Origin of the sequence: Stenotrophomonas sp. PE591 (genome assembly GCF_018320795.1) — a bacterium.
Taxonomy (GTDB): domain Bacteria; phylum Pseudomonadota; class Gammaproteobacteria; order Xanthomonadales; family Xanthomonadaceae; genus Stenotrophomonas; species Stenotrophomonas maltophilia.
This window is the reverse complement of record NZ_JAAOKO010000006.1, coordinates 197528-221067: the sequence shown is the minus strand read 5'-3', so window position 1 is coordinate 221067 and position 23540 is coordinate 197528. Positions and strand designations below refer to the sequence as shown.

At 66.6% G+C, this 23540-nt stretch carries 25 protein-coding genes and 1 other RNA gene; 13 read left to right on the top strand and 13 right to left on the bottom strand.

The genetic code is table 11. The features are described 5' to 3' along the window. The first annotated feature begins 7 nt into the window (after nucleotides 1-7). The 4 genes from JLDANKMP_RS15815 to JLDANKMP_RS15800 all read left to right on the top strand — a co-directional run bounded on the left by JLDANKMP_RS15815 (nucleotide 8) and on the right by JLDANKMP_RS15800 (nucleotide 6731). Nucleotides 8-1231 carry an efflux RND transporter periplasmic adaptor subunit gene (locus tag JLDANKMP_RS15815; protein WP_005409110.1) on the top strand — a complete coding sequence of 408 codons (1224 nt, stop codon included), beginning with the start codon at nucleotides 8-10 and terminating at the stop codon, nucleotides 1229-1231. Between the two features lie 112 nt (nucleotides 1232-1343). Further along, nucleotides 1344-4514, top strand: coding sequence for a multidrug efflux RND transporter permease subunit (locus tag JLDANKMP_RS15810; RefSeq protein ID WP_005409111.1), 3171 nt, complete (start codon nucleotides 1344-1346; stop codon nucleotides 4512-4514). 64 nt (nucleotides 4515-4578) lie between these two features. Further along, on the top strand, nucleotides 4579-5316 hold the full coding sequence (locus tag JLDANKMP_RS15805) for an SDR family oxidoreductase (RefSeq protein WP_005409112.1): 738 nt from the start codon (nucleotides 4579-4581) through the stop codon (nucleotides 5314-5316). Next, nucleotides 5310-6731, top strand: coding sequence for an efflux transporter outer membrane subunit (locus tag JLDANKMP_RS15800; protein ID WP_043035475.1), 1422 nt, complete (start codon nucleotides 5310-5312; stop codon nucleotides 6729-6731). Before JLDANKMP_RS15805 ends, JLDANKMP_RS15800 begins: the two co-directional genes overlap by 7 nt. Before the next feature lie 41 nt (nucleotides 6732-6772). On the opposite strand, the gene JLDANKMP_RS15795 is transcribed toward JLDANKMP_RS15800, so the two are convergent. Then, a complete protein-coding gene (locus JLDANKMP_RS15795) occupies nucleotides 6773-7150 on the bottom strand; it encodes a VOC family protein (RefSeq protein WP_005409114.1) in 378 nt (125 codons plus the stop codon). Nucleotides 7151-7289: 139 nt separating this feature from the next. Here JLDANKMP_RS15795 and JLDANKMP_RS15790 point away from each other — a divergent pair, with 139 nt between their 5' ends. After that, nucleotides 7290-7553: a hypothetical protein gene (locus JLDANKMP_RS15790; protein ID WP_005409115.1), complete on the top strand. Its 264-nt coding sequence runs from the start codon at nucleotides 7290-7292 to the stop codon at nucleotides 7551-7553. A 19-nt stretch (nucleotides 7554-7572) separates the two neighbouring features. On the opposite strand, the gene JLDANKMP_RS15785 is transcribed toward JLDANKMP_RS15790, so the two are convergent. From JLDANKMP_RS15785 to JLDANKMP_RS15760, 6 genes are all read right to left on the bottom strand, one after another. Then, a complete protein-coding gene (locus tag JLDANKMP_RS15785; protein ID WP_212561607.1) occupies nucleotides 7573-8427 on the bottom strand; it encodes an endonuclease/exonuclease/phosphatase family protein in 855 nt (284 codons plus the stop codon). Nucleotides 8428-8565: 138 nt separating this feature from the next. Continuing rightward, the gene (locus JLDANKMP_RS15780; protein ID WP_249336955.1) at nucleotides 8566-8793 is read right to left on the bottom strand and encodes a hypothetical protein; all 228 of its coding nucleotides are present in this window, start codon (nucleotides 8791-8793) and stop codon (nucleotides 8566-8568) included. Between the two features lie 59 nt (nucleotides 8794-8852). After that, entirely contained in the window at nucleotides 8853-9089 is a 237-nt protein-coding gene (locus JLDANKMP_RS15775; RefSeq protein WP_024956430.1) for a hypothetical protein, read from the bottom strand. An 86-nt stretch (nucleotides 9090-9175) separates the two neighbouring features. Continuing rightward, nucleotides 9176-9880 carry a PA1136 family autoinducer-binding transcriptional regulator gene (locus tag JLDANKMP_RS15770; RefSeq protein WP_212561605.1) on the bottom strand — a complete coding sequence of 235 codons (705 nt, stop codon included), beginning with the start codon at nucleotides 9878-9880 and terminating at the stop codon, nucleotides 9176-9178. 5 nt (nucleotides 9881-9885) lie between these two features. After that, complete coding sequence (hchA, locus tag JLDANKMP_RS15765) at nucleotides 9886-10758, bottom strand: glyoxalase III HchA (protein WP_212561604.1); 873 nt, start codon at nucleotides 10756-10758, stop codon at nucleotides 9886-9888. Nucleotides 10759-10842: 84 nt separating this feature from the next. Further along, nucleotides 10843-12864: an alpha/beta fold hydrolase gene (locus tag JLDANKMP_RS15760; RefSeq protein ID WP_049397840.1), complete on the bottom strand. Its 2022-nt coding sequence runs from the start codon at nucleotides 12862-12864 to the stop codon at nucleotides 10843-10845. 157 nt (nucleotides 12865-13021) lie between these two features. Between JLDANKMP_RS15760 and JLDANKMP_RS15755 the strand changes: the two genes are divergently transcribed. Further along, a complete protein-coding gene (locus tag JLDANKMP_RS15755; protein WP_043035469.1) occupies nucleotides 13022-13483 on the top strand; it encodes an isoprenylcysteine carboxylmethyltransferase family protein in 462 nt (153 codons plus the stop codon). Nucleotides 13484-13496: 13 nt separating this feature from the next. Here JLDANKMP_RS15755 and JLDANKMP_RS15750 read toward each other — a convergent pair whose 3' ends face one another. Together JLDANKMP_RS15750 and ssrA are read right to left on the bottom strand one after the other, a co-directional pair. Continuing rightward, entirely contained in the window at nucleotides 13497-13979 is a 483-nt protein-coding gene (locus JLDANKMP_RS15750) for a hypothetical protein (protein ID WP_212561603.1), read from the bottom strand. Nucleotides 13980-14133: 154 nt separating this feature from the next. Next, nucleotides 14134-14487, bottom strand: a transfer-messenger RNA (tmRNA) gene (gene ssrA / locus JLDANKMP_RS15745). Nucleotides 14488-14706: 219 nt separating this feature from the next. Between ssrA and JLDANKMP_RS15740 the strand changes: the two genes are divergently transcribed. Beyond that, nucleotides 14707-15279, top strand: coding sequence for a hypothetical protein (locus JLDANKMP_RS15740; RefSeq protein WP_005409230.1), 573 nt, complete (start codon nucleotides 14707-14709; stop codon nucleotides 15277-15279). A gap of 125 nt (nucleotides 15280-15404) precedes the next feature. Here the strand turns inward: JLDANKMP_RS15740 and smpB are convergent, their stop codons facing one another. Continuing rightward, nucleotides 15405-15908, bottom strand: coding sequence for an SsrA-binding protein SmpB (gene smpB / locus JLDANKMP_RS15735; protein ID WP_005409231.1), 504 nt, complete (start codon nucleotides 15906-15908; stop codon nucleotides 15405-15407). 57 nt (nucleotides 15909-15965) lie between these two features. Here smpB and JLDANKMP_RS15730 point away from each other — a divergent pair, with 57 nt between their 5' ends. Further along, complete coding sequence (locus JLDANKMP_RS15730; protein ID WP_005409232.1) at nucleotides 15966-16391, top strand: type II toxin-antitoxin system RatA family toxin; 426 nt, start codon at nucleotides 15966-15968, stop codon at nucleotides 16389-16391. A 3-nt stretch (nucleotides 16392-16394) separates the two neighbouring features. Next, nucleotides 16395-16652 carry an RnfH family protein gene (locus JLDANKMP_RS15725; RefSeq protein ID WP_005409233.1) on the top strand — a complete coding sequence of 86 codons (258 nt, stop codon included), beginning with the start codon at nucleotides 16395-16397 and terminating at the stop codon, nucleotides 16650-16652. A 36-nt stretch (nucleotides 16653-16688) separates the two neighbouring features. Here JLDANKMP_RS15725 and bamE read toward each other — a convergent pair whose 3' ends face one another. Continuing rightward, entirely contained in the window at nucleotides 16689-17081 is a 393-nt protein-coding gene (gene bamE / locus JLDANKMP_RS15720) for an outer membrane protein assembly factor BamE (protein ID WP_005409234.1), read from the bottom strand. Nucleotides 17082-17184: 103 nt separating this feature from the next. Between bamE and fur the strand changes: the two genes are divergently transcribed. Further along, complete coding sequence (gene fur, locus JLDANKMP_RS15715; RefSeq protein ID WP_005409235.1) at nucleotides 17185-17592, top strand: ferric iron uptake transcriptional regulator; 408 nt, start codon at nucleotides 17185-17187, stop codon at nucleotides 17590-17592. A 63-nt stretch (nucleotides 17593-17655) separates the two neighbouring features. Here the strand turns inward: fur and JLDANKMP_RS15710 are convergent, their stop codons facing one another. Next, nucleotides 17656-18921: an SGNH/GDSL hydrolase family protein gene (locus tag JLDANKMP_RS15710; protein ID WP_212561602.1), complete on the bottom strand. Its 1266-nt coding sequence runs from the start codon at nucleotides 18919-18921 to the stop codon at nucleotides 17656-17658. A gap of 97 nt (nucleotides 18922-19018) precedes the next feature. Here JLDANKMP_RS15710 and JLDANKMP_RS15705 point away from each other — a divergent pair, with 97 nt between their 5' ends. Beyond that, nucleotides 19019-19936, top strand: a complete 918-nt coding sequence (locus JLDANKMP_RS15705) for a LysR family transcriptional regulator (protein ID WP_033834401.1) — start codon at nucleotides 19019-19021, stop codon at nucleotides 19934-19936. A 109-nt stretch (nucleotides 19937-20045) separates the two neighbouring features. On the opposite strand, the gene recN is transcribed toward JLDANKMP_RS15705, so the two are convergent. Continuing rightward, a complete protein-coding gene (gene recN / locus JLDANKMP_RS15700; RefSeq protein WP_043035463.1) occupies nucleotides 20046-21707 on the bottom strand; it encodes a DNA repair protein RecN in 1662 nt (553 codons plus the stop codon). Nucleotides 21708-21822: 115 nt separating this feature from the next. Here recN and hrcA point away from each other — a divergent pair, with 115 nt between their 5' ends. Together hrcA and grpE are read left to right on the top strand one after the other, a co-directional pair. Next, nucleotides 21823-22887, top strand: a complete 1065-nt coding sequence (hrcA, locus tag JLDANKMP_RS15695) for a heat-inducible transcriptional repressor HrcA (RefSeq protein WP_005409239.1) — start codon at nucleotides 21823-21825, stop codon at nucleotides 22885-22887. 63 nt (nucleotides 22888-22950) lie between these two features. After that, nucleotides 22951-23466 carry a nucleotide exchange factor GrpE gene (grpE, locus tag JLDANKMP_RS15690; protein WP_005409240.1) on the top strand — a complete coding sequence of 172 codons (516 nt, stop codon included), beginning with the start codon at nucleotides 22951-22953 and terminating at the stop codon, nucleotides 23464-23466. Nucleotides 23467-23540 lie beyond the last annotated feature (74 nt).

The window sequence follows — 23540 nt, the reverse complement described above, 5'->3', positions numbered from 1 at the left end:
GCATGCCATGACTTCCCCCAATACCACCCCACATCGTTTCGGCCATCGCATTGCGATGGTCGGCGTGTCGATCCTCGCCGCAGCCGTGCTTGCGGCCTGCAGCGGCGGCCACGCCGAAGAAGCCGGTGCACCGCCGCCGCCGCAGGTCAGCGCCGCGCCGGTACTGGTCAAGCAGGTCAGCCAGTGGGACGAGTTCAGCGGCCGCGTCGAAGCGGTGCAGAGCGTTGAACTGCGCCCGCGCGTGTCCGGCTACATCGACAAGGTCAACTACGTCGAAGGCCAGGAAGTGAAGAAGGGCGAAGTGCTCTTCACCATCGACGCGCGCAGCTACCAGGCCGAGTACGATCGAGCGGCTGCCGAGCTGGCCCGCGCCCGCACCCAGGCCACGCTGGCCCGCAGCGAGTCCGAGCGCGCCAAGCGACTGTCCGAGCAGCAGGCGATCTCCACCGAGACCGCCGAACAGCGTCGCGCGGCCGCCGACCAGTCCGGTGCCGCCGTGCAGGCCGCGCAGGCTGCGCTGGACGCGGCCCGGCTCAACCTGGAGTTCACCAAGGTGCGTGCACCGATCGACGGCCGTGCCGGTCGCGCGATGGTCACCGCCGGCAACCTGGTCACCGCCGGCGACAGTGCCAGCGTGCTGACCACGCTGGTCTCGCTGGATACCGTCTTTGTCTACTTCGATGCCGACGAAAGCACCTTCCTGCGCTACGCCCAGATGGCACGCAAGGGCGAGCGCCCGAGCGAGCGTGACAGCGAACTGCCGGTGAAGGTTGGCCTGTCCGGCGAAGAGGGCTACCCGCACTCGGGCAAGGTCGACTTCCTCGACAACCAGGTCGCCCGCAGCACCGGCACCATCCGCGTCCGCGCACTGCTGGACAACGCCGACCGCCAGTTCACGCCGGGCCTGTTCGCCCGCGTGCAGCTGCTCGGCAGCGGCCAGTTCCAGGCGCTGCTGATCGATGACAAGGCCGTGCTGACCGACCAGGACCGCAAGTATGTCTACGTGGTCGACAAGGATGGCAAGGCCCAGCGCCGCGACATCCAGCTCGGTCGCACCGCTGATGGCCTGCGCATTGTCGAACACGGCCTGGCCGCGGGCGACAAGGTGATCATCGACGGCGTGCAGAAGGTCTTCATGCCGGGCATGCCGGTGCAGGCCAAGGCGGTGGCGATGCAGCCACAGCCGGCGCCGGCACCGGGCCGCGATGCCACCGCCGCCCTGAAGCACTGATCCGCGTCCCCGCTTAGCTGCCGGCGCCAGCGGCAGCCTTCCCTGCCTTCGTCATTTCGGCGAGGGGCAGGGTGGCTGTTGCCCGCCGAATGCCTTTCCCAGGAATTCCTCCATGGACTTTTCCCGTTTCTTCATCGACAGGCCGATCTTCGCGGCGGTGCTGTCGATCGTGATCTTTGCCGCAGGCCTGATCACGATTCCAATCCTGCCGATCAGCGAGTACCCGGAAGTGGTGCCGCCGTCGGTGGTCGTGCGCACGGTCTATCCGGGCGCCAACCCCAAGGTCATCGCCGAGACCGTCGCCACGCCGCTTGAAGAAGCCATCAACGGCGTCGAAGGCATGATGTACCTGAAGTCGGTCGCCGGTTCCGACGGCGTGCTGCAGATGACCGTCACCTTCCGCCCGGGCACCGACCCGGACGCAGCGGCGGTGAAGGTGCAGAACCGCGTGGCGCAGGCGCAGGCGCGCCTGCCCGAGGACGTGCGCCGGCAGGGCGTGACCACGCAGAAGCAGTCGCCGACCTTCCTGATGGTGGTGCACCTGACCTCCCCGCAAGGCAAGTACGACACCCTGTACCTGCGCAACTACGCCCGCCTGCACGTCAAGGATGCACTGGCGCGCATTCCGGGCGTCGGTGATGCGCAGATCTTCGGTGGTGGCGACTACGCCATGCGCGCCTGGCTGGATCCGGACAAGGTGGCTTCGCGCGGCCTGACCGCCAGCGACGTGGTGCGCGCCATGCGCGAGCAGAACGTGCAGGTGTCAGCCGGCCAGCTCGGCGCCGAACCGCTGCCGGACAGCAAGTTCCTGACCCTGATCAATGCCCAGGGCCGGCTGAAGACCGAAAAGGAATTCGGCGACATCGTGCTCAAGAGCGGCACCGATGGCGAGATCGTGCGCCTGTCCGACGTGGCCCGCCTGGAACTGGGTGCGGGTGACTACACCCTGCGCTCACAGCTGGACGGCAAGAACGCGGTCGGTATCGGCATCTTCCAGTCGCCGGGTGCGAACGCGCTGGAAATCCGTGACCAGGTCATCTCGACGATGGACGAGATGCAGAAGACCATGCCGGCCGACGTGAAGTACGAAGCGGTGTATGACACCACCATCTTCGTGCGTGACTCGATCAAGGCCGTGGTCTCCACGCTGCTGGAAGCGATCGCGCTGGTGGTGCTGGTGGTGATCCTGTTCCTGCAGACCTGGCGTGCCTCGATCATCCCGTTGATCGCCGTGCCGGTGTCGGTGGTGGGTACCTTCGCCGCGCTGTACCTGCTGGGCTTCTCGATCAATACGCTGAGCCTGTTCGGCCTGGTGCTGGCGATCGGCATCGTGGTCGACGACGCGATCGTGGTGGTGGAGAACGTCGAGCGCAACATCGAGGAAGGCCTGTCGCCCACCGCCGCGGCCCACCAGGCCATGCGCGAAGTGTCCGGCCCGATCGTGGCGATCGCGCTGGTGCTGTGTGCCGTGTTCGTGCCGATGGCGTTCCTGTCCGGTGTCACCGGCCAGTTCTACAAGCAGTTCGCGGTCACCATCGCCATCTCCACGGTGATCTCGGCGATCAACTCGCTGACCCTGTCGCCGGCCCTGGCCGCGCGCCTGCTGAAGGCCCACGGCGCACCGAAGGATGGCCCGAGCCGCCTGATCGACCGCCTGTTCGGCTGGGTGTTCCGCCCGTTCAACCGCTTCTTCAAGTCCAGCTCGGAGAAGTACGAGCGTGGCGTGGCCCGCATCCTCGGCCGTCGTGGCGCGGTGTTCGTGGTCTACGCGATCCTGCTGGTCGGTACCGGCGTGATCTTCAAGCTGGTGCCGCCGGGCTTCATCCCGACCCAGGACAAGCTGTACCTGATCGCCGGTGTGAAGCTGCCGGAAGGTTCGTCGATCGCGCGTACCGATGAAATGCTGCGCAAGGTGGCCAAGATCGCCCAGGAAACCGATGGCGTGGCCCACACCATCTCGTTCCCGGGCCTGAACGCGCTGCAGTTCACCAATACGCCCAATACCGGTGTGGCGTTCATTCCGCTCAAGCCCTTCGCCGAGCGTCATGGCCGTACCGCTGCGCAGATCAATGCCGAGATCAACCAGAAGATCGCCGGCCTGCAGGAAGGCTTCGCCTTCGCGATGATGCCGCCGCCGATCCTCGGCCTGGGCAACGGCAACGGCTACCAGATGTTCATCGAGGACCGCGGCAACCTGGGCTACGGCGCGCTGCAGAATGCGGTGCAGGCGATGCAGGGCACCGTGGCGCAGACGCCGGGCATGGCCTTCCCGATTTCCAGCTACCAGGCCAACGTGCCGCAGCTGGATGCCGAGGTCGACCGCGTCAAGGCCAAGGCACAGGGCGTGCAGCTCACCGAACTGTTCGACACCCTGCAGACCTACCTGGGTTCGGCCTACGTCAACGACTTCAACCAGTTCGGCCGTACCTGGCAGGTGATCGCCCAGGCAGACGGTCCGTTCCGCGAGACGGTCGAGGACATCGGCAAGCTGCGTACCCGCAACGACCGCGGCGAGATGGTGCCGATCGGTTCGATGGTCACCATCAAGCAGACCTTCGGCCCGGACCCGGTGCTGCGCTTCAATGGCTACCCGGCAGCGGACCTGGCCGGTGAAGCCGACCCGCGCCTGCTGTCCTCGGCCGAGGCGATGACCAAGCTGACCGAGATCGCCGGCAAGGTGCTGCCGGTGGGCATGACCACCGAATGGACCGACCTGAGCTACCAGCAGGCGACCCAGGGCAAAGCCGCCTTCATCGTGTTCCCGGTGGCGATCATGCTGGCCTTCCTGGTGCTGGCCGCGCTGTACGAGAGCTGGTCGCTGCCGCTGGCGGTGATCCTGATCGTGCCGATGACCCTGCTGTCCGCGCTGTTCGGCGTCTGGCTGACCGGCGGTGACAACAACGTGTTCGTGCAGGTCGGCCTGGTGGTGCTGATGGGCCTGGCGTGCAAGAACGCGATCCTGATCGTCGAGTTCGCCAGAGAACTGGAGATGGGCGGCAAGGGAATCGTTGAAGCTGCGCTGGAAGCCTGCCGTCTGCGCCTGCGCCCGATCGTGATGACCTCCATCGCGTTCATCGCCGGCACCGTGCCGCTGGTGCTGTCGCACGGTGCAGGTGCCGAGGTGCGCTCGGTGACCGGTATCACCGTGTTCGCCGGCATGCTGGGCGTGACCCTGTTCGGCCTGTTCCTCACCCCGGTGTTCTACGTGGCCCTGCGCAAGTTCGTCACCCGCAACGGTGGTGGCCAGCTGGTGCAGCACGGCGAGCCGACCATCCACCACTGACATGGAACCCCGTCGCCGCCGGTCAATGGCCGGCGGCGGCTTCCCCCTCACAAGGCATGCATCCATGAATACCCATCAGAACAAGATCGCGCTGGTCACCGGCGCCACCCGTGGCATCGGCCTGGAAACCGTGCGCCAGCTGGCCCAGGCGGGCGTGCACACGCTGCTGGCCGGCCGCAAGCGTGAGACCGCCGTGGAGCTGGCGCTGAAGCTGCAGGCTGAAGGCCTGCCGGTTGAAGCCCTGCAACTGGACGTGACCGACGCGGCCAGCATCGCCGAAGCGGTCGAGCAGGTACGCCAGCGCCATGGCCGCCTCGACATCCTGGTCAACAATGCCGGCATCATGATCGAGAATCCCGCACAGGCGCCGTCGGAGCAATCGCTCGAGACCTGGAAGCGCACCTTCGATACCAACGTGTATGCGCTGGTGGCGGTCACCCAGGCATTCCTGCCGCTGGTCAAGCAGGCCAAGTCCGGTCGCATCGTCAATGTGTCCAGCATGCTCGGCTCGCAGACCCTGCACGCGGATCCCTCCTCGGGCATCTATGACTTCAAGATTCCGGCGTACAACGCCTCCAAGGCCGCGGTGAACAGCTGGACCCTGAGTCTGGCCTACGAACTGCGCAACACGCCGATCAAGGTCAATACCGTGCATCCGGGTTACGTGAAGACCGACATGAACGGCGGCAACGGCGAGATCGAAATCAGCGAAGGCGCGCGTTCCAGCGTGGAAATGGCACTCATCGGTGAATCCGGTGCCAGCGGCAGCTTCACCTACCTGGGCGAGGTGCTGCCATGGTGATCCGCACGTTGGCGATGGCCGTCTCCAGCCTGGTGCTGGCGGGCTGTGTCAGCGTCGGCCCGAACTACAAGGCGCCGGTGCAGGAACCGGTGGTGCTGCAGGGGGCGCAGCAGCCGGTGTTCAGCACTACCTCGCCGGTGGCCAGCTGGTGGGCGCAGTTCGATGATCCGGTGCTGGAGGAACTGGTGCACGGTGCACTGTCGGATAACCTGGACCTGCGCGTGGCCGTGGCCCGCGTCAGCCAGGCCCGTGCGGTGTTCGTCGAAAGCCGCTTCGACCAGGCCCCGCACATCACCGCGGGCGGCAGCTACGACCGCCGCAAGCAACCCGATCCGCAGCTGGGTGGGCAGCGGGTGTTCAGTGAAAGCTACCAGCTCGGCTTCGATGCCGGCTGGGAGCTGGATCTGTTCGGCCGCAAGCGCCGTGCAGCAGAAGCCGCGCGCGCCGACCTGGACGCCGAGCAGGCCAACCTGGCCGATGCGCAGGTGCTGGTCGCCGCCGAAGTGGCACGCAACTACTTCGAGCTGCGCGGTACGCAGAAGCGCATCGCGGTGGCCCAGCACACCCTGGTCAACCTGCGCGATACGCAGAAGCTGACCGAGGCGCGCTGGGAGCTGGGCGCCGGCAGCGAGCTGGACGTGCAGAGCAGTCGCGCCCGGCTGAAGGCGATCGAGGCCGATATCCCGCTGCTGGAAGTGGCCGAAACGCAGTCGCGCAATCGCCTGGCGGTTCTGCTGGGCCAGCGTCCGGAAACGCTGACCGCCATGCTTGCGCCGCACGATGTGCCGGCATTTGCCAAGGCGCTGCCGCTGGGCGATACCCGCGAGCTGCTGCGCCAACGCGCCGACGTGCGCGTGGCCGAGCGTCGCCTGGCCGCTGCCACCGCGCGGGTGGGCGTGGCCACTGCGGACCTGTTCCCGCGGCTGTCACTGTCCGGTTTCGTCGGCTTCCTTGGCGGCGACGCCAGTGGCCTGGTCAATGGCAACAACAAGGCCTGGTCGCTGACGCCGTCGCTGAGCTGGGCCGCGTTCGACTTCGGCACCGTGCGTGCACGCCTGCGTGCCAGCAAGGCTGAAGCCGAGGGTGTGGCTGCGCAGTATGAGCAGGCCGTGCTGCTGGCGCTGGAAGACACCGAGAACGCGCTGACCCGCTATTCCAAGCAGCAGGCGCGGCTGGCGATCGTGGTCGAGCAGGCGCAGGCGGCACGCCGGGCTGAGTCGCTGGCGCAGATCCGCTACCGCGAGGGCTCGGAAGACTTCCTGACCCTGCTGGATGCGCAGCGCACGCAGCTGGCGGCCGACGATGCGTTGGCGGCGGCTGAGTCCGAGGTCAATGTCAGCGTGGTGGGCGTGTACAAGGCGCTGGGTGGCTGGGGGCAATCGCCGCAGCAACCCAGCGTGGCGCAGGTGCAGTAAGCGCAAGGGACGGAAGCAGTGGCTTCCGTCCCTTTCTTCTGTCAGGGCCAGTGATTGGCCGGTGTGTCGCGCTCGCGCATGCGCACGATGCAGAAGCGATGGCCGGTGGGTGCTTCCATCACCCACCAGCGTTTGACGAAGCCGATCCGGCGCGCGCCGAGTTTTTCCAGTCGATCTGCCTCGGCATCGATGTCGTCGCTCTCGATGTCCAGGTGCACCCGTGAGGGGTGAGCGACACGTTGCACTTCCACGTTCAGGCCCGCGGGTGCGCCCTGCAGGTCGGCGTACTCGGCGCCATCTTCGCCATACGATGGCTGCGCCTGCAGACCGAGGGCGGCCGCCCAGAAGCGTGCGCCTTCGTCAGCGGGCGTGTCCTGGCAGTCGATGATGAATCCGGCCAGACGGCTCTGGTGCGCCATGACGTCCTCCGCAGATCGGGAATGGAGGGAGGGTAGCGCGTCGCTTGCTGTGGACGTTGTCACAGTCATGACGTTTCTGACTCTGCCAGAACCGGGGCCTGCGGTGTAACTAGTGGGGCAGATTCCGGGAGGGATGGCGATGAGCGACGACAAACGTGATACCCAGCGCATGCTGTTTGGTGATCCGGGACCGCCTGGCGCAGGGCTGTCGGTAGCGGTCGTAGTGCTGATGGTGTTGGCTACCATGGCGGCTGCGATCGGCTTCATGCGCCTGCCGGACCAGATGCTGGGGCTGGGCCTGATCGGCATCTCCGTGTTTCTGGCGGTCGGTGCCCGCATCTGCCAGGCACGCAACCAGCATCAGGCGCTGTACCGGCTGATGTCGCGACAGCCGCCGCCGTAGCTGCGGCTGCCGTACAGGTTCAGTGCTTCGGCCAGTCCAGCTCGACCACCAGCGGGAAATGATCCGACGGCAGCACGCCGTCGATGCGACGGTCATCGGTCAGGAAGCTGCGTGCATGGAAGCCACGCACCAGCACCCAGTCCAGCTGCACGGTGGCCTTGCCGGTGAAATCGTGGAAGGTCAGGCGTGGCCCCTGCGGAACCTTCACCTGGGTACGGGTGTCCTGCAGCAGGCGGGTGAATGCCTTGTAGGTGTCACCACCGGGCTCGCTGTTGAAGTCACCCGTCAGGACCACCGGCAGATCGGCCGGCAGGGCTTCCACGCGCTTGCCGATCAGCTCGGCACCCTTCACCCGGCGCGGTTCATCCTCGTCGCGGTAGGGCAGGTGGGTGTTCATGAAATAGAAACGACGGCCATCGTCCAGGCGGCGGAACAGGGCCCAGGTGAGCATGCGCGGGTACAGGTTGCCCCAGGTGATGCTGCCGGGTACGTCGGGCGTATCGGACAACCAGAAGTTGCCGGACTCCTCGATGGCCAGCACCTTGCTGTCGTAGAACACGCCCATGTGTTCGTCACCGCTGCCACCGCGGCGGCCTTCGCCGAACCAGCGGTAGCCGGGCAGGTGTTCGGACAGGTAGTCGGCCTGCTCCTTCACCAGTTCCTGGGTGCCGATCACAGCCGGGTGCGCATCGAGGATGACCTTGACCATGGCATCGCGGCGGTCGGGCCAGCGCTTGCCCGGTTCGGTATCGGCCGGGGTGCGTACGTTGAAGGACATTACTTTCAGTGGCGCCGGTGCAGCAGCCCAGGCGACGGCAGGCAGCGCAAGCACCAGCAGCGCACACAGCGCGGGGCGACGGAAACGCGACAACATCGTGGAATCCCTCCATTCCATGAAAACGGTTTCATGGAGCATGCCATGGAAGGTGGGGGCAGCGGTATGCCGGGATGGGCGACTGGGAGATGCCGGACGGGCGCTGGACGCTCCGCCCGGCAGATGCCCCTTGCCCGATCAGGGGTCGTAGATCATCCCGTTCTCGTCGCGGTTGTAGTGGTCGCTGACTACGCGGGTGCCGTCGTCATGGACCACGTACAGCGTGCAACGCTGGTGGAACACGTTGCCGCTGATGCGGAAGGGCACGCACTCCTCCTGCAGGGCGACCTCTTCGGCTGCATTCGCCGGCGGCGAGGGCACCAGGGCAGCAAGTGCAACTACTGCAGCGAAAGAAAAAGCGGTCATTCGATTGTGCAGCGTCATTGATCACACTCCTTGGAGTCGTAGTCGGTGTCCGATGCAGATCAGTCTGCCGGGAGGTACCATTGACCGTTCTCGTCTATCCAGTACACCGACGTGAGAACGGTGCCGTCTGCCAGAGTGCGGGTGACGGTGCAGCGCTGATGCACGAGGTTGGGCCCAAGTCTTACGGGCACGCAATCGGTCGTCGATCCGGGGGACCCGGCCGCGTGGCCGGTTGCCGGTACCACACTACCCAATGCCAACATCAATGCAGCCATCGCGGCCAGTTGCAGTTTCATAAGCATCATCCTTGCTTCTGCAATCGCGCACATGCGCATGGCGTGTGTAACACGCGAACCAGGCCGCCGGAAGTGTCTCGCCGTGATCAGTCTTCGATCTCGCCGCGACGGCTGGCAGCACGCACTGCCTGCGCGGTGGTCGCCACACCCAGCCGTTGCCGCGCGTGGCGCAGGTGGTTCTCCACGGTGCGCGTGGAAAGCCCAAGCGTGGCCGTGATCTCAGCTTGGCGACGGCCAGCGGCGACCCAGCGCAGCACTTCGCGCTCGCGGTTGCTCAGTGCGCTTCCCGAAAGCTCGGCAGGCGATTCGGCCAGATGGCGAGCGGCACGGAATGCTGCAGCTGCAGCAGCTTCCAGCTGCAGGCGCGCGCTGGCCGATGCATCGATCGCTGTCCCGGCAAAACTGATCGCGCCTTCCAGGCCGGTGGTGCCGAACACCGGCACCTGCAGACCGTGCAGGCCTTCACCACGTGGCTGCTTCACCACCTGATAGCGTTCGCCGCGAACACCCTGGCGCTTGCTCCAGAAGAACGGCGCGTCACTGTCCAGTACGTGCCGATTGACCGGGCAGGCGTGCAGGTAGCGCGCGAGGTCGGTACTGCCGCCGTCGCCGAACCAGTCGCCCTCGATCCAGTACACGCGCTGTGTACCGCGCTCCAACCCCGTGCCGGTGGCGAACACCAGCACGCGGTCGTAGCCGAGCGGTGCAGAGATGCTGCGTAGTACGGCGCCCACCGCACTCAGTGAGCGGGCGCGTTCCAGTTCCAGCAACGCCTGCACCAATTCGCTCATCCGGGTCAGCGCCCGGCCAGGTCGTCGAGCAGCGTGCGCGCGGCCAGCTTGCCCAGCGCATTACCGGCCAGCGGGCTGTCGCCGGTCAGCAGCAGGCGGTCCCGCAGCACGCTGCCATCGATGCCGTCATTGACGATCTGCACGCCCTGCTGCGCGAGGCGCTCACCGAAGAACCACGGCAGCTGCCCGGGCATGTAGCCGATCTCCGGCGTCTGCCGGTCCATCGCATCGGGGAAGGCACAGATGCGGTAGCCGCGGAACAGCGAACCACCATCGGCCTCGTCAACGCCTGCGGCCAGCAATGCGGCCGGGCCGTGGCAAAGGGTGATGATGTGACGTTGCTCGGCCATCGCCCAGTGCAGGGCCGCCTTTACCGCGCGACTCTGCGGCAGTCCGATAAGTGCGCCATGGCCACCGGGGATGAACACGGCTGCATAATCCGATGCGGCATCGAGGCCTGCCACCACCTCATCCAACTGCAGTGGCTGGCGGAAGCGGGCTTCGTAGCGGTCGTACAGTCCGCCGATCTCCGTGTCCTCACGCGGGAACGCCCACCACTCGAACTTGGCGGCGTTGCCGGACAGCGTGGCCACATCGATGTCGAAGCCGGCCTTGTCCAGGTGGTACATCGGCAGCAGGGTTTCCACCGGATGGTTGCCGGTGGAGAACAGGTGGCCGTTGGCAGTGGGCAGATAGCGCTCGTCCGCAGCGATCATCAACACCTTCCAGCGGCCATCGCGGCGCGCGTCCGGATAGTCGGCACCTGACAGGTTGCTCTTGGGCGATGTGAACTGCGACAGCGAGTAGGGCGACGGGAAGAAGGCATCGCGCTCGGCCGGGTCGGGGCTGGGCTGGCGGCTGGGCTCTTGCGTGTTCATGCGGACCTCCAGTGGGGTGGTGGGATCCAGCATAGAAGGGCTGATGCGTACGTGCGATGAGGGTTTTCCCTCAGCCACGCGCAGCTACTTCACCGTGGCCGAATGCTGCTGCATGTCTTCATGCAGGATCCGCCGCAGTTCGACGATGGCCGGCGTGGCTTCCTGCACGCTGTGCCCGGATACGATCACCTTCTCCGAATCCGCGTGCGGCAGGTGCGAGCTCCAGTAGGGCACCAGCCCGTCGTCGGTCTTTTCCAGCGGACCATCGGCCTTGGCGCGCGCGATGATCGAGTGGTAGTGCACCTTCGGCGACATCGGCAGGTCGGCCACCGCGCGGACGAAGGGATCATCCTTGTCCAGGTTCTGGATGCTGTTCATCTGGTAGCCGTGCTTGCCGTCATTGCGGTCGATCTGACCATCGTTGGCAATGGTGGCCACGTCTTCCAGCACGGTCAGCGGCAACCGCACCAGGCGACCGATCCAGCGGCCCAGGCGGGTGCCCGCCACGTCGGTGCCGCGGTGTGGCGTGGCGATGAATACCACGCGCGATACTTCCGGTTCCGGCAGGAAAGTCAGCACCGGTGCGCCCTTGGTACGCAGCAGTTCACGCTGTGCCGGCGTCATCTGCGCGGTCTCCAGCAGGGTGTCGACCAGATGATCGCCGGAAGAGGAGATCATCAGCCGCGCGATCACGCCACCCATGCTGTGCCCGACCAGCACCATGTCATGCGAAGCCTGCGCCTTGCCGCTGGGGTCGAAATGCTTGAGCACTTCGGACAGTGTATGACGCATCGCATCGTGGCTCATCGCGATGGGCATGTTGGTCGGGTAGTAGAACTGCCAGACCTGGAAGTCCTGGCGGATCTCGTCGTCGCGCATCAGTTCGTTGGCGACGTTCACCCAGGCTTCCGGGCTGCTGGCCAGGCCATGGATCATCAGCAGCACGCGGCGGTTGGGATCGTAGGGCTGCATCATGTACAGGTGCGGCGTGTCGATGCCGCCCTTCCCACCGAACAGCGAGCGCAGTGACTGGTGGCTGAAGTTGGAACGGGCCAGCCACAACGCATAGCCGGCGGTGAAGTTCGCGGCCAGCGGAACCTGTTGGCCATGCAGGGTGACTTCCGTGACCTGGTAGGGATCGTGGATCTCCAGCTCAGGCTCGTCGTCGTGCAGCACTTCCCACAGGTTCTTTCCCGAGAAGCGCAGCAGCACCGTCATTGAAGGGGAGGGCATCTCGCTCCAGCTCTGCGCGGCCGAGGTGCTTGCCTGCGCGGCGGGCGTCGCTGCCGAAGGCGGGGTGGCCGTGCTGCCAGCCGGATCGTTCATCACCGCCACCAGCTCGGCACCGAAGCCATCGCGGCGATGCACGCTGCGCAGCGTGCCAGTGAACGACAGCGAGGCCGCCGGTACCAGTTCGGTAGGGGTACGCGTATCCAGCGGTGATGCTTCGCCTGAAGGGGCCAGCACGAAGGTCCAGCGGCCCAGCTGGAAGTGGCTGGCCTGGCCGTGCACGCGGCCCGTGGCATAGGCGTCGTACAGCTGTACCGAGGCTTCCTGCACGGCCAGGTTGTAATAGTCGCGCACCTGGGTCTGGCGATCTTCGAAGCCGCGCTGGTTGGCAGTGCGCTCGGTGAAGAACAGATAGGCATAGGCCTGGCGCGCGACCTGCATCCACGCATCCAGGCGCGGTTGAAAATCGGCATCCAGCTCGGTGATCGCGCTCTTGGCGCGGCCGGATGCCGAGTACTCACGCTTCGGCGCCGGCAGGGTCATCGCATACTGCAGCCACAACTCGGCCAGGCTGGAGCGTTTGTCTTCCTCGCGCACCACGATGCTGCTTTCCATCGCCTCGATGCAGGGCAGGCCCGGTTTGGCGCATACGCCTTCATCGAGGCCGGCCACCCGCAAGGTCTCCGTGGTCGCCGCGCTGAGCTTGCCGGAAGTGAGGATGTCACCGCGCTTGAGCGCGATGTACTGGCCGGGCGTGACCGAGGCCACCTGCACCGACGGCCCGAACTGGCGCAACGTGGCGCAGCCGCCCAGGGTGAGCAGCACAGTGATGATGAGGGTCGTGCGGCCGATGAAGCCCAAGCCCGTGGTTGCCATACGATCCTCCTGCGCGGTGGCGCCACTCTAGCGGTCGGCCTGTCAAAGCGGAAGATACCGGGCGGTCGGTTTGGGGGGGGGGCTCAGGCGCTGCCATCCAAGCGATTCAGCCGGTTCCGTGTGACACTGGGGTGAATGCAGAGATGCAGAGACTGCGATGACGTGGCTTGAGACCCGGATCCCGCCGCCGCTGGTGATGCTGCTGTGCGCGGGGATCGGCTGGCTGGGGAGCCGACTGTGGCCGGAGGCGGTGTTGCCCCTGCCGATGCGGGCGCTGATGTCAGGCGGGGTGATGGCGATCGGTGTGGCGCTGAACCTGCTGCCGAAGCTTGCGTTCCAGCGGGCGCGCACCACGGTCAATCCGCTGCGCCCTTCGGCATCAAGCGCGCTGGTCACGCGCGGCATGTACCGTTACACGCGCAATCCGATGTATCTGGGCCAGGCAACGATCCTCACTGGCGCAATGTTGTATCTGCAGAACACGATCGCGTTGCTGGCTGTGCCGTTGTTCGTGCTCTACATCACCTGGTTGCAGATCATGCCGGAAGAGCGGGCGTTGCTGGCCCGCTTCCCCGATGTGTATCCGATGTTCCGCCAACGTGTGCGGCGTTGGCTGTAGCGGGCATCACCCGTTATCGCGAGATCTGGCACTTCACGGCAGCGGAATAGCCTTCGTAGTCATCGCCTGCGATCACGTGCAGGGTGTGGCGCTTGTCGATGGTCTTCACGTATGAAGGTTCCTGCGTGTTGGCGTGTTCGTTGACCGTGTTCACTGACCACGCTTTGGCCAGATGCGTGGCGTCAACGCCGTTCAAGTAGACGAAGAGGCTCTTCTCGCCCTCGGCCACGTTCACATCGGCACTGGTGACGGTGCCGCCGAACAGGGCGACCGGCTTGTCCTCCGGCTCGAAGGTGCCACCCGGTTTCCTGGCCAGGCCAGCGGCCTGGAGTGCATCGATGGCGTCGGCCTCGCTGAAGTCCGAGCCGGCCTTGCAGGCCAGCAGGGCTTCCAGCGTGGCGGTGCCGGGGGGCGCGATGGCCGGTGCCGCGGCGTGCGTGGCTGGGGCGGCGGCGAAGGCGGTGAGGAGCACGGAAATCGTGAGGGCAGCTTTCATGGCAGTTCCTTCTGGCGGTCGCGGGGTGGGGCTGCAGTGTGGAGGTGTCATCCCGATTATGCGCCACGCGTCCTGCGCCACGTGCAGGCACAAAAAAGCCGGAACTCCATTGACGGGAGATCCGGCTTCTTGCGGCCTCGACAGGCCATACAGATGGTGGAGGTGGGCGGAATTGAACCGCCGTCCGAAGGCACTCCATCCCCAGCACTACATGCTTAGCTCACCGTTGGATCTCGTCCCCGAACAGCACGGCGTGCAAAGCGCATCCGGGAACCAGCCTGTTGTGTTCTAGTGCCGGACTGACAGGCAGCCACCCAGCGCGATTCCATGATAGTGACTCTACACCGCGAGCATGGACACAAGCGGTTTCGAGGCTTAGGCCTTAAGCGGCCAGAGCGTAGTTGTCGTCGTTGGCAACTAGAGTTTTGCAGCTGGATTTACGAGGAAAGCTACCCCCTCGGCATGCGCCAGGCGACTTCACAACCCCCGTCGAAACCAATGCACCCCCGGTTTCTACAGTGCTGCAAGGTACAGGGCCGATCCCGCGTTGCCACGGTCAGGGCCTGCCCAACGGTTGCAATGCTACGGCAAAACAGCTGAACAGTCACCTTTGCAATCCGCAACACGTTGTAGAGCCACCGTCATAGCGGATTGGTAACGTCATTGGCACGAATTTGCGACACACTGGCGACGACCATCCGAGCCAGGACAGACACGGAGACTGTGGGTGACCGATGCAAGCCAACAACGCAGCCTGCGACAGCTGATCGGGCCGGTCGGTGCCGACTATCAGCGGCGCGCGTTGCCGCCCGGCTGGGTCTGGGCCGTGCTGGCGGTGCTGCTGGCGGCCACCTGGGTGACGGAGTTGCCGGCCACGGCCGCGGCGGCACTGGTCGCCAGCGCGGTGGTGGTGCACTGGTCGCAGCGCGGTCGCATCCATTGGCTCGGCTGGCGCCTACCGGGCCTGGCCGTACTGGCGGCCCTGCTGTGGGGGCCGGAAGTGCTGTCGCAGTGGTTCGAGCACGGGCTGGCCGTCGTCCTGATGTCGCTGGCCAGTCTCAGTATTGGCGTGCACGTGTGGCAGTCGCGGCAGTTGGCGCGCCAGCTGCAGGGCGCCGCCGATGCGCTGGATGATGCCCAGTTGCTGTCGTTGCTGCCCGATGATGCCGCGCAGCTGGCCCAGCAGTGGCGGGAAGGCGATGACCGCTACGCGCCGGAACTGGCGGTGGTGATGCACCTGGCGGTGATGCACGCGGCGCTGGCGCCGCGCATGCGCGGGCAGGGCATGCTGGCGGGGTGACCCGCCTTTTGTAGCGTCGAGCCATGCTCGACTGCTTTTCTTACCGAAGCCGAGCATGGCTCGGCTCTACAGAAAACCAAGGCAGCCGAGCATGGCTCGGCTTTACAGGGTGATGCGCAGCGGCCTTACGCGTCGCGGTTGCCGCGACGCATCACGCGCTGCTTCTCGATCGCCCAGTCGCGGTCCTTGGCGGCATCGCGCTTGTCGTGGGTCTGCTTGCCCTTGGCCAGCGCGACTTCGAGCTTGATCTTGTTCTTGCTCCAGTACATCGCGGTGGGCACGATCGTGTAGCCATCGCGCTCGACCTTGCCGACCAGCTTGTCGATCTCGCTCCGGTGCAGCAGCAGCTTGCGCTCGCGCCGGTCGTTGGCCACCACGTGGGTGGAGGCCTGGATCAACGGGGTGATCTGGGCGCCGATCAGGAAGATCTCGCCGTGCTTCACGTAGGCGTAGGCATCGATGATGTTGCCGCGGCCAGCGCGGATCGACTTCACCTCCCAGCCCTGCAGTGCCAGGCCGGCCTCGAAGCGTTCTTCGATGTGGTACTCGTGGCGGGCACGCTTGTTCAACGCGATGGTCTTGTTGGCCGTCGCGCTCTTTGCTTTATCCTTGCCGCTGTTCTTGCTCATTTCCGTATTGTCTCCGATTCGGGCCCGCCCGGTCGATTGCCGAAACGTCCTGTATTCATGCCTACTATCCGCCGCAGCGCCCTGGTCGAACATTCGTCCGCGCGCATGTTCGACCTGGTCAACGATGTCCAGGCCTATCCGCGCCGCTTCCGCTGGTGCTCGGCTGCCCAGATCCTGGAGCAGGGCGAGGACCGGCTGGTGGCGCGCCTGGACCTGGGCCTGGGTTCGTTCAGCACCTGGTTCCAGACCGAAAACACCCTGCAGCGCCCGCACAGCATCGACATGCAGCTGCGCGATGGCCCGTTCAAGCAGTTGCACGGCCGCTGGGAATTCCATGCGCTGGCCGAGGACGCCTGCAAGGTCACCCTGACCCTGGAGTTCGAGCCCAGCTCACGCCTGCTGGGGCCGGCCCTGGCGATCGGCTTCCAGGGTCTGGCCGATCGGATGGTCAATGATTTCGTCCGCGTCGCCGACGAGGCCTGAGCGATGATCGAGGTCGAGGTGGTGCTGGCCTGGCCGCAGCAGGTGCTGTCGCGCCGGCTGCAGCTGGACGAGGGCGCAACCGTGGCCGATGCCATTGCCGCCGCCGCGCTGGAAGGCAGTGACCGATGCCCGGCCGTGGCCGTGCATGGCGTACTGGCGCGCCCGCAGCAGGTGTTGCTGGAGGGTGACCGCATTGAGCTGCTACGCCCGTTGCTGGCCGACCCCAAGGACAACCGCCGGCGCCGCGCGCTCGGCGGTTGATGCCCGCAACCCGTCCGTGGGGACGGGCAGGGGGCCTCAGCGGCCCTTCTTCTTCTTGTCCTTCGGCAGGTTGCGGCCGAACTGGCGCACGGTCTGCTGGGCCAGGGCCTTGTCGTTGCCCGGGAAGTAATCACCTTCCCAACGGGTCACGGTGTCATTCTCGAAGAACACCACGAAGTTCTTCACTTCAGTACGTCCCAGGCGGTTCACCCGCTGGCTGGAGGTGTAGTCCCAGCGCTGGGCGTGGAACGGATCGGGAATGGACGGGGTGCCCAGCAGCGCGGTGACCTGCTGCTTGCTCTGCCCGACCTGCAGCTTGGCCACGGCATCTTCCCGGATCAGGTTGCCCTGATAGATGGGTTGCTTGTAGATGATGCCGCACCCGGTGGTGGACAGGGCGACGGCGGCGACCAACAGGAGATTGCGCATCGGGACTGGCGGTTGGGGAAATCAAACCGATGATACACTCCCGGCGTGCCACCGCGACCCAATCCGAGGCAGCTGGCGCTAAATCGCCAATGAACGGAGACCTATGGAAACCCACGACCTGCGTAAAGTCGGCCTGAAGGTGACCCATCCGCGGATGCGGATCCTGGCGCTGCTCGAGCAGCGCAATGCCCAGCACCACATGACCGCCGAAGACATCTACCGCCAGCTGCTGGAGCATGGCGACGAGATCGGCCTGGCGACGGTGTACCGGGTGCTGACCCAGTTCGAGGCCGCCGGCCTCGTGCTCAAGCACAATTTCGAGGGCGGCCAGGCGGTCTACGAGCTTGACCGTGGCGGCCATCACGACCACATGGTCGACGTGGACAGCGGCAAGATCATCGAGTTCGAGAGCCATGAGATCGAGGAGCTGCAGCGCAAGATCGCAGCCGACCACGGCTACGAACTGGAAGAGCACTCGCTGGTGCTGTACGTGCGCAAGAAGCGCAAGTAAGCCGATCCAGCCAGCCAGATGCGACGAAACCCCGGGCCTGCCCGGGGTTTTTCGTTGCTGGGGTCAGGGCCTGTTCCCTTCAGGAAAGGGCCCTGACCCCGGGCGACCCAGGAGGATCTCCAGATCCACCGCCTCGGCCATCGCCCGGTTCCCCGCATCACCCGGATGCAGGTGATCGCCGGAGTCGTAGGCAGCGGCCATCCGTGACGGATCGGCCGGATCGCGCAGGGCCGCGTCCAGGTCGATCACCGCGTCGAACGGCCCGTCGGTGCGCAGCCAGGCATTGAGCTGGCGGCGCAGGGCGTCCTTGTCCGGGTGGTAGTAGTCGTCCAGCGGCGTGCCGGGCAGGGCGCCGGCGAACGGCATCAGGGTGGCGCCGAGGATGCGTAGACCCCGCCGATGGGCCTGTTCGGCCAGGGCGCGGTAGCCTGCCTGCAGCTCGGCAAGCGTGGGCCGCGCCTGCTTGCGGGCGAAGGCGGTGCCGGGCCAGCTGATGTCGTTGATGCCGATCAGCACGATCACGCTGGACACGCCAGGCTGATCCAGCACATCGCGTTGGAAGCGCGCCGGCGCGGATTCCCCCATGCCGTCGCGCAAGAGGCGGCCACCCGAGATGCCGGCATTGACCACCGCCGCCCCGTACCGGACCAAACGTGCGGCCAGATGGTCGGTCCAGCGCTGGTCCTGGTCGAGGCTGGCGGTGGCGCCGTCGGTGATCGAATCGCCTATCACCACCACGCTGCGTGCGCTGGTCGGCGCCTCGACCTCGATGCCGGCCAGGAACAGGCGGGCCGTGGTGCTGCTGGCCCCGCTCAGTGCCTGGGCCCGGCTCTGGTCGCCAGGCGCAATCCAACTGGTCTGCCTGCCCTCCCAATGGAACGTCTGTACCGGCATCGGCCCCGGCACGAAGACGCTGACCTGCAGCGCCTGCCGGTCAGCCGTGGCCAGTGGCAGCGGATCGCTCAGCCGTTCCTGCCCGGGGCCGATCAGCACTCCGGGCTGGCCTTCGAAACTGAGCGGCTGCGGGGTGTCCCCCGCCCGGGCGGCCACGCTCGCCGCCCCGATCCGCAGTGGTTGAGTGCCGTAGGCATTGCTCAGCCGCACCCGCAGCCGAGACCCGCCCAGGCTGATACGTGCCGTCTGGCGGAAGGTCTGGTCCTGCAGTGCGGCTGGGACCAGGGTCGGAAACAGGAATTCCGCGCCCCAGACCGGTTGCGGGCTGGCCTGCCAGCTGGCGACCCAGTGCGGCGCAGGGGCGGCGCTGGCGGCGCTGGCGGCACTGGACAGGCCGATCAATGCGGTGGTGACGAGCTGGCTGAAACGATTCATCGGGCAATCCCAGGTGGAGGGAAGGCCATGGTGATTCCGTACTCATCTGTGAACTAGACTGCGCATGGACAATCATCTGTGAACTGGATTCATTGCCATGGCGCGCTCCGACATCAACCGATCCGGCGAACTGGAAGTGTTCGTGCGGGTGATCGAGACCGGGGGCTTTTCCGCAGCCGCCCGAACGTTGGAGATGACCCCGTCGGCGGTCAGCAAGCTGGTGGCGAGGCTGGAACAACGGCTGGGGACGCGCCTGCTGCAGCGTTCCACCCGCCAGCTGCAGCTGACTCCCGAGGGCTGCGCGTTCTACGAGCGCGGCCTGCGCGTGCTGGCCGATCTGGACGAGGCCGAGCGCTGTGCCAGTGCTCACGCCGAGCCGCGTGGACGCCTGCGGGTCAATTCCAACGTGCCGTTCGGCCAGCATTTCCTGTTGCCGTTGCTGCCAGCGTTCCTGCAGCGCAATCCGCAGGTAGGCGTGGACCTGACCCTCAACGACGAGGTGATCGACCTGCTGGAGCAGCGCACCGACGTGGCGGTGCGGGCCGGTCCGCTGAAGAGCTCGAGCCTGGTGGCGCGGCGGCTGGGCGCGACGCGGATGATGATCGTGGCTGCGCCCGCCTACGCGCAGCGGCATGGACTGCCGCGCAACGCCGAGGAGATGCAGTCGCACAACCGGCTGGATATCGGCCATGCGCGCGCGATGCAGGGCTGGCCGTTGCTGCAGGACGGGCGCGAACGCATGCTGCTGCCCAGTGGCAACGCGCGCGCCAGCAACGGCGATGCGCTGCGCCAGCTGGTGCTGGGTGGGTTGGGCATGGCGCGGCTGGCAGCATTCCAGGTGCAGCAGGATATTGCCGCCGGGCGCCTGCTGCCGGTACTGGAAGAGGCCAACCCCGGTGACCTGGAAGAGGTGCACGCGGTGTTCCTGGGGCAGGGCGGCTACCTGCCGCTGCGGGTGCGCGCGTTTCTTGATTTCCTGGTGGAGAACGTCGACCTGACGCAGCCACGGGGGTAGTGCCGGCCGCTGGCCGGCAACCTCACGATCTTCGACCCCTCGCATCGGTTGCCGGCCAGCGGCCGGCACTACCATGCGGAAGCTGGGCCCACGCTCTGCTCTGCCGGCCTCAGGCCTGCAGCAGCTTGCGCGCGGCGGCGCGCGCTTCCTTGCTCACTTCCACGCCGCCGAGCATGCGCGCCAGCTCTTCCTCGCGCGCCTTGCTGTCCAGCTTTTCCACGGCGCTCTGGGTCATGCCTTCCACCGGGGCCTTGCTGACCCGGTAATGGGCATGGCCCTTGGAGGCAACCTGCGGCAGGTGGGTCACGCACAGCACCTGGCGCTTCTCGCCGAGCGCGCGCAGCTTCTGGCCGACGATGTCGGCTACCGCGCCGCCGATGCCGGAGTCGACTTCGTCGAACACCATGGTCGGCACTGCATCCAGGTCCAGCGCGGCCACTTCGATGGCCAGCGAGATGCGTGACAGTTCGCCGCCGGAGGCCACCTTGCGCAGGGCGCGCGGCGGCTGGCCGGCATTGGCTGCGACCAGGAATTCCACGCGCTCGGCACCCTGCGGGTCGGGCTTGGCGGCGTCCTGCGGTTCCAGCTCGATCAGGAACTGGCCGCCGCCCATGCCCAGCTCGGCGATGATGCCAGTGGTGGTGGCCGACAGCTCGGCAGCAGCGCTGCGACGGCTGGCGGTCAGCACTTCGGCCTGTGCGCGCCAGGCGGCGGCGGCCTTGTCGATCTCGCCGGCCAGGCGCTGCAGGCGTTCGTCGGCGCCGCGCAGCTGTTCCACTTCGGCGTGCATGCGCTCGCGCTGCGCACCCAGCTCGTCCATCGGCACGCGGTGCTTGCGGGCCAGGTCGTGCAGACGGCCGAGGCGGCGCTCGTTCTCCTCGAACTGTTCCGGGTCGGCGTCGAGGTCGTCATGCACCCGATCCAGCAGCGACAGGGCTTCGTGCAGCTGGATCGAAGCGTTCTCGATCAGGCCATCCACCTCGCCCAGGCGCGGGTCGTGCTCGATCAGGCGCGACAGCTCGTGGCGCACCTGCTGCAGCAGGTCCAGCGCGGAGCTGCCGTCGTCGCCGTTGAGCTGGTTGCTGGCGGCCTGGCAGGCGCTCAGCAGGGCGCTGGCATGGGCCTGGCGGCGGTGGCTGGCGCCGAGTGCGGCAATCGACTCCGGCTCCAGGTCTTCACGGTCCAGCTCGCGCAGCTGGTGCTCCAGGAAGCCGATCCGGTCACTGACGTCGCCCTGTTGCGACAGCGCCAGCGATTCATCGACCAATGCCTGCCAGGCCGCGGCGGCACGTCGCACCTGGCGGCGTTCGTTCTCGTTGCGCGCATAGGCGTCGAGCAGGGCCAGCTGCGACGGGCGCGTCAGCAGGGCCTGCTGTTCGTGCTGTCCGTGGATCTCCACCAGCAGCGAGGCCAGGTCGCCCAGCTGCGCCAGGGTCACCGGGCGGCCGTTGATCCAGGCCCGCGAACCGCCATCGGCGCGGATGACCCGGCGCAGCTGGCACTGCTCCTCGTCGTCCAGCTCGTTGTCGGCCAGCCACTGGCGTGCAGCCTGCAGCTGCTCCAGCGCAAACTCGGCCGAAAGCTCGGCGCGCGCCGCGCCGTGGCGGACCACGCCGCTGTCGGCGCGCAGGCCGGACAGGAAGCCCAGCGCGTCGACCATCAGCGACTTGCCGGCGCCGGTCTCGCCTGAAACCACGGTCATGCCTGGCCCGAACTCCAGTTCGGTGGCGCGGACGACGGCGAAATCCTTGATCGAAAGATGTCTGAGCATGGGTAAGGGGGTATCAGCAGCCGCGCAACGCTAGCACGCGGGCGAGGGAGGTCCAATGACTTGCCAAGGTGATGCGCCGCCATTATCTAGTGTCCGTGTCTCACAGGTTGATTCCATGCACGGTTCTCCCGACCAGCTTGCCCCGCGTGCGCGCCATCTGCTGCGCACGCTGATCGCGCGTTACATCCAGGACGGCGAGCCGGTCGGCTCGCAGACGCTGGCGCGCGTGGCCGGGCTGGAGGTCAGTCCGGCGACCATACGCAACATCCTGGGTGACCTGGAAGACCTGGGGCTGCTGGCCTCGCCGCACACCTCCGCCGGGCGCGTCCCGACCGCACATGGCTACCGGGTCTTCGTCGACAGCCTGCTGCAGATGCAGCCGCCGGGCGAAGGCGAGCTGGCCCGGTTGCGGCAGGAACTGGCTGGCGGCGGCAGCACCCAGGCCCTGCTCGGCAGCGCCTCGGAGCTGTTGTCGGCGATGAGCCACTTCGTCGGCGTGGTCAGCGCACCACGACGCGAGCAGTTCGCCTTCCGCCAGATCGATTTCGTGGCGCTGGACGGGCGCCGGGTGCTGGCGATCCTGGTGTTTGCCGACAACGAGGTGCAGAACCGCGTCATCGAGACCCGGCAGGAGTTCGCGCCGGGCCAGCTGGAGCAGGTGGCCAACTATCTCAATGCCCATTTCGCCGGCCTGCCGATGGCCGAGATCCGCACCCGACTGCTGCTGGAACTGCGCGATGCCCGCTCCGAGCTGGAACAGCTGCTGGCGCACAGCATCGAGCTGGCCGAACAGGCCCTGCAGCCGGCTGCCGACGACATGCTGGTGGCCGGCCAGACCCGCCTGATGGGGGTGCAGGACCTGTCCGACCTGGAGCGGCTGCGCGAGCTGTTCGAGCTGTTCTCCAGCAAGCGGGAGATCCTGCAGCTGCTGGAGCGGACCATCCAGGCGCCCGGCGTGCGCATCTTCATCGGCGAGGAAACCGGGATGATGCCGCTGCAGGGCGTCTCGCTGGTCACTGCCCCTTACACGGCCAATGGCCAGGTGCTGGGCGTGCTGGGGGTGATCGGCCCCAAGCGGATGGCCTACGACCGCGTGATCCCGCTGGTCCAGGCTACCGCCGATGTACTGGGCGCGGCGTTTTCGCCAGCCGGCCGCCCGCCGGGAACATCCGACGCTTGAAACGCAGCATCCCGCCCACACTAGGGTGGGTGGAGGCGGAGATTGACCGCCAGGGACCCAGACATGAACCACGAACAGCCAGATATCGAATCCCAGCAGAGTGCCGCCGATGCGGCCGCCACCGCCGGCGTCAACGACGAAGTCGAGCGCCTGCGCGCCGAAATCGAACAGGTCAAGGCCGATGCCCTGCGTGAGCGCGCCGACTTGGAGAACCAGCGCAAGCGCGTTGCCCGTGACATCGAACAGGCCCGCAAGTTCGCCAACGAGAAGCTGCTGGGCGATCTGCTCCCCGTGTTCGACAGCCTGGATGCCGGCCTGAAGGCCGCCGGCGACGACCCGCACCCGCTGCGCGAAGGCCTGGAGCTGACCTACAAGCAGCTGCTGAAGGTGGCCGCCGACAACGGACTGGTCCTGCTGGACCCGATCGGCCAGCCGTTCAACCCGGAACACCACCAGGCCATCAGCCAGGTGCCGACGCCGGGCGCCGCCCCGGGCAGCGTGGTGACCGTGTTCCAGAAGGGCTACCTGCTCAACGAGCGCCTGCTGCGGCCGGCGCTGGTGGTGGTGGCCGCCGATTGATGGACCAGGCCGGGCTTTGCCCGGTCCCGGTTGTGCCAGGCCATGCCTGGCAAGGTTTTCCAGGCGCTGAACAC

Coding starts and splice junctions, on each gene's coding strand:
- JLDANKMP_RS15785 (WP_212561607.1), bottom strand. CDS start 8,427: ATGTTGTCGCGTTTCCGTCGCCCCGCGCTGTGTGCGCTGCTGGTGCTT.
- JLDANKMP_RS15805 (WP_005409112.1), top strand. CDS start 4,579: ATGAATACCCATCAGAACAAGATCGCGCTGGTCACCGGCGCCACCCGT.
- JLDANKMP_RS15775 (WP_024956430.1), bottom strand. CDS start 9,089: ATGAAACTGCAACTGGCCGCGATGGCTGCATTGATGTTGGCATTGGGT.
- JLDANKMP_RS15815 (WP_005409110.1), top strand. CDS start 8: ATGACTTCCCCCAATACCACCCCACATCGTTTCGGCCATCGCATTGCG.
- JLDANKMP_RS15705 (WP_033834401.1), top strand. CDS start 19,019: ATGGCGCGCTCCGACATCAACCGATCCGGCGAACTGGAAGTGTTCGTG.
- JLDANKMP_RS15800 (WP_043035475.1), top strand. CDS start 5,310: ATGGTGATCCGCACGTTGGCGATGGCCGTCTCCAGCCTGGTGCTGGCG.
- hrcA (WP_005409239.1), top strand. CDS start 21,823: ATGCACGGTTCTCCCGACCAGCTTGCCCCGCGTGCGCGCCATCTGCTG.
- JLDANKMP_RS15725 (WP_005409233.1), top strand. CDS start 16,395: ATGATCGAGGTCGAGGTGGTGCTGGCCTGGCCGCAGCAGGTGCTGTCG.
- JLDANKMP_RS15760 (WP_049397840.1), bottom strand. CDS start 12,864: ATGGCAACCACGGGCTTGGGCTTCATCGGCCGCACGACCCTCATCATC.
- JLDANKMP_RS15755 (WP_043035469.1), top strand. CDS start 13,022: ATGACGTGGCTTGAGACCCGGATCCCGCCGCCGCTGGTGATGCTGCTG.
- JLDANKMP_RS15780 (WP_249336955.1), bottom strand. CDS start 8,793: ATGACCGCTTTTTCTTTCGCTGCAGTAGTTGCACTTGCTGCCCTGGTG.
- JLDANKMP_RS15795 (WP_005409114.1), bottom strand. CDS start 7,150: ATGGCGCACCAGAGCCGTCTGGCCGGATTCATCATCGACTGCCAGGAC.
- JLDANKMP_RS15770 (WP_212561605.1), bottom strand. CDS start 9,880: ATGAGCGAATTGGTGCAGGCGTTGCTGGAACTGGAACGCGCCCGCTCA.
- JLDANKMP_RS15730 (WP_005409232.1), top strand. CDS start 15,966: ATGCCTACTATCCGCCGCAGCGCCCTGGTCGAACATTCGTCCGCGCGC.
- smpB (WP_005409231.1), bottom strand. CDS start 15,908: ATGAGCAAGAACAGCGGCAAGGATAAAGCAAAGAGCGCGACGGCCAAC.
- JLDANKMP_RS15710 (WP_212561602.1), bottom strand. CDS start 18,921: ATGAATCGTTTCAGCCAGCTCGTCACCACCGCATTGATCGGCCTGTCC.
- JLDANKMP_RS15790 (WP_005409115.1), top strand. CDS start 7,290: ATGAGCGACGACAAACGTGATACCCAGCGCATGCTGTTTGGTGATCCG.
- hchA (WP_212561604.1), bottom strand. CDS start 10,758: ATGAACACGCAAGAGCCCAGCCGCCAGCCCAGCCCCGACCCGGCCGAG.
- JLDANKMP_RS15810 (WP_005409111.1), top strand. CDS start 1,344: ATGGACTTTTCCCGTTTCTTCATCGACAGGCCGATCTTCGCGGCGGTG.
- fur (WP_005409235.1), top strand. CDS start 17,185: ATGGAAACCCACGACCTGCGTAAAGTCGGCCTGAAGGTGACCCATCCG.
- recN (WP_043035463.1), bottom strand. CDS start 21,707: ATGCTCAGACATCTTTCGATCAAGGATTTCGCCGTCGTCCGCGCCACC.
- JLDANKMP_RS15750 (WP_212561603.1), bottom strand. CDS start 13,979: ATGAAAGCTGCCCTCACGATTTCCGTGCTCCTCACCGCCTTCGCCGCC.
- bamE (WP_005409234.1), bottom strand. CDS start 17,081: ATGCGCAATCTCCTGTTGGTCGCCGCCGTCGCCCTGTCCACCACCGGG.
- grpE (WP_005409240.1), top strand. CDS start 22,951: ATGAACCACGAACAGCCAGATATCGAATCCCAGCAGAGTGCCGCCGAT.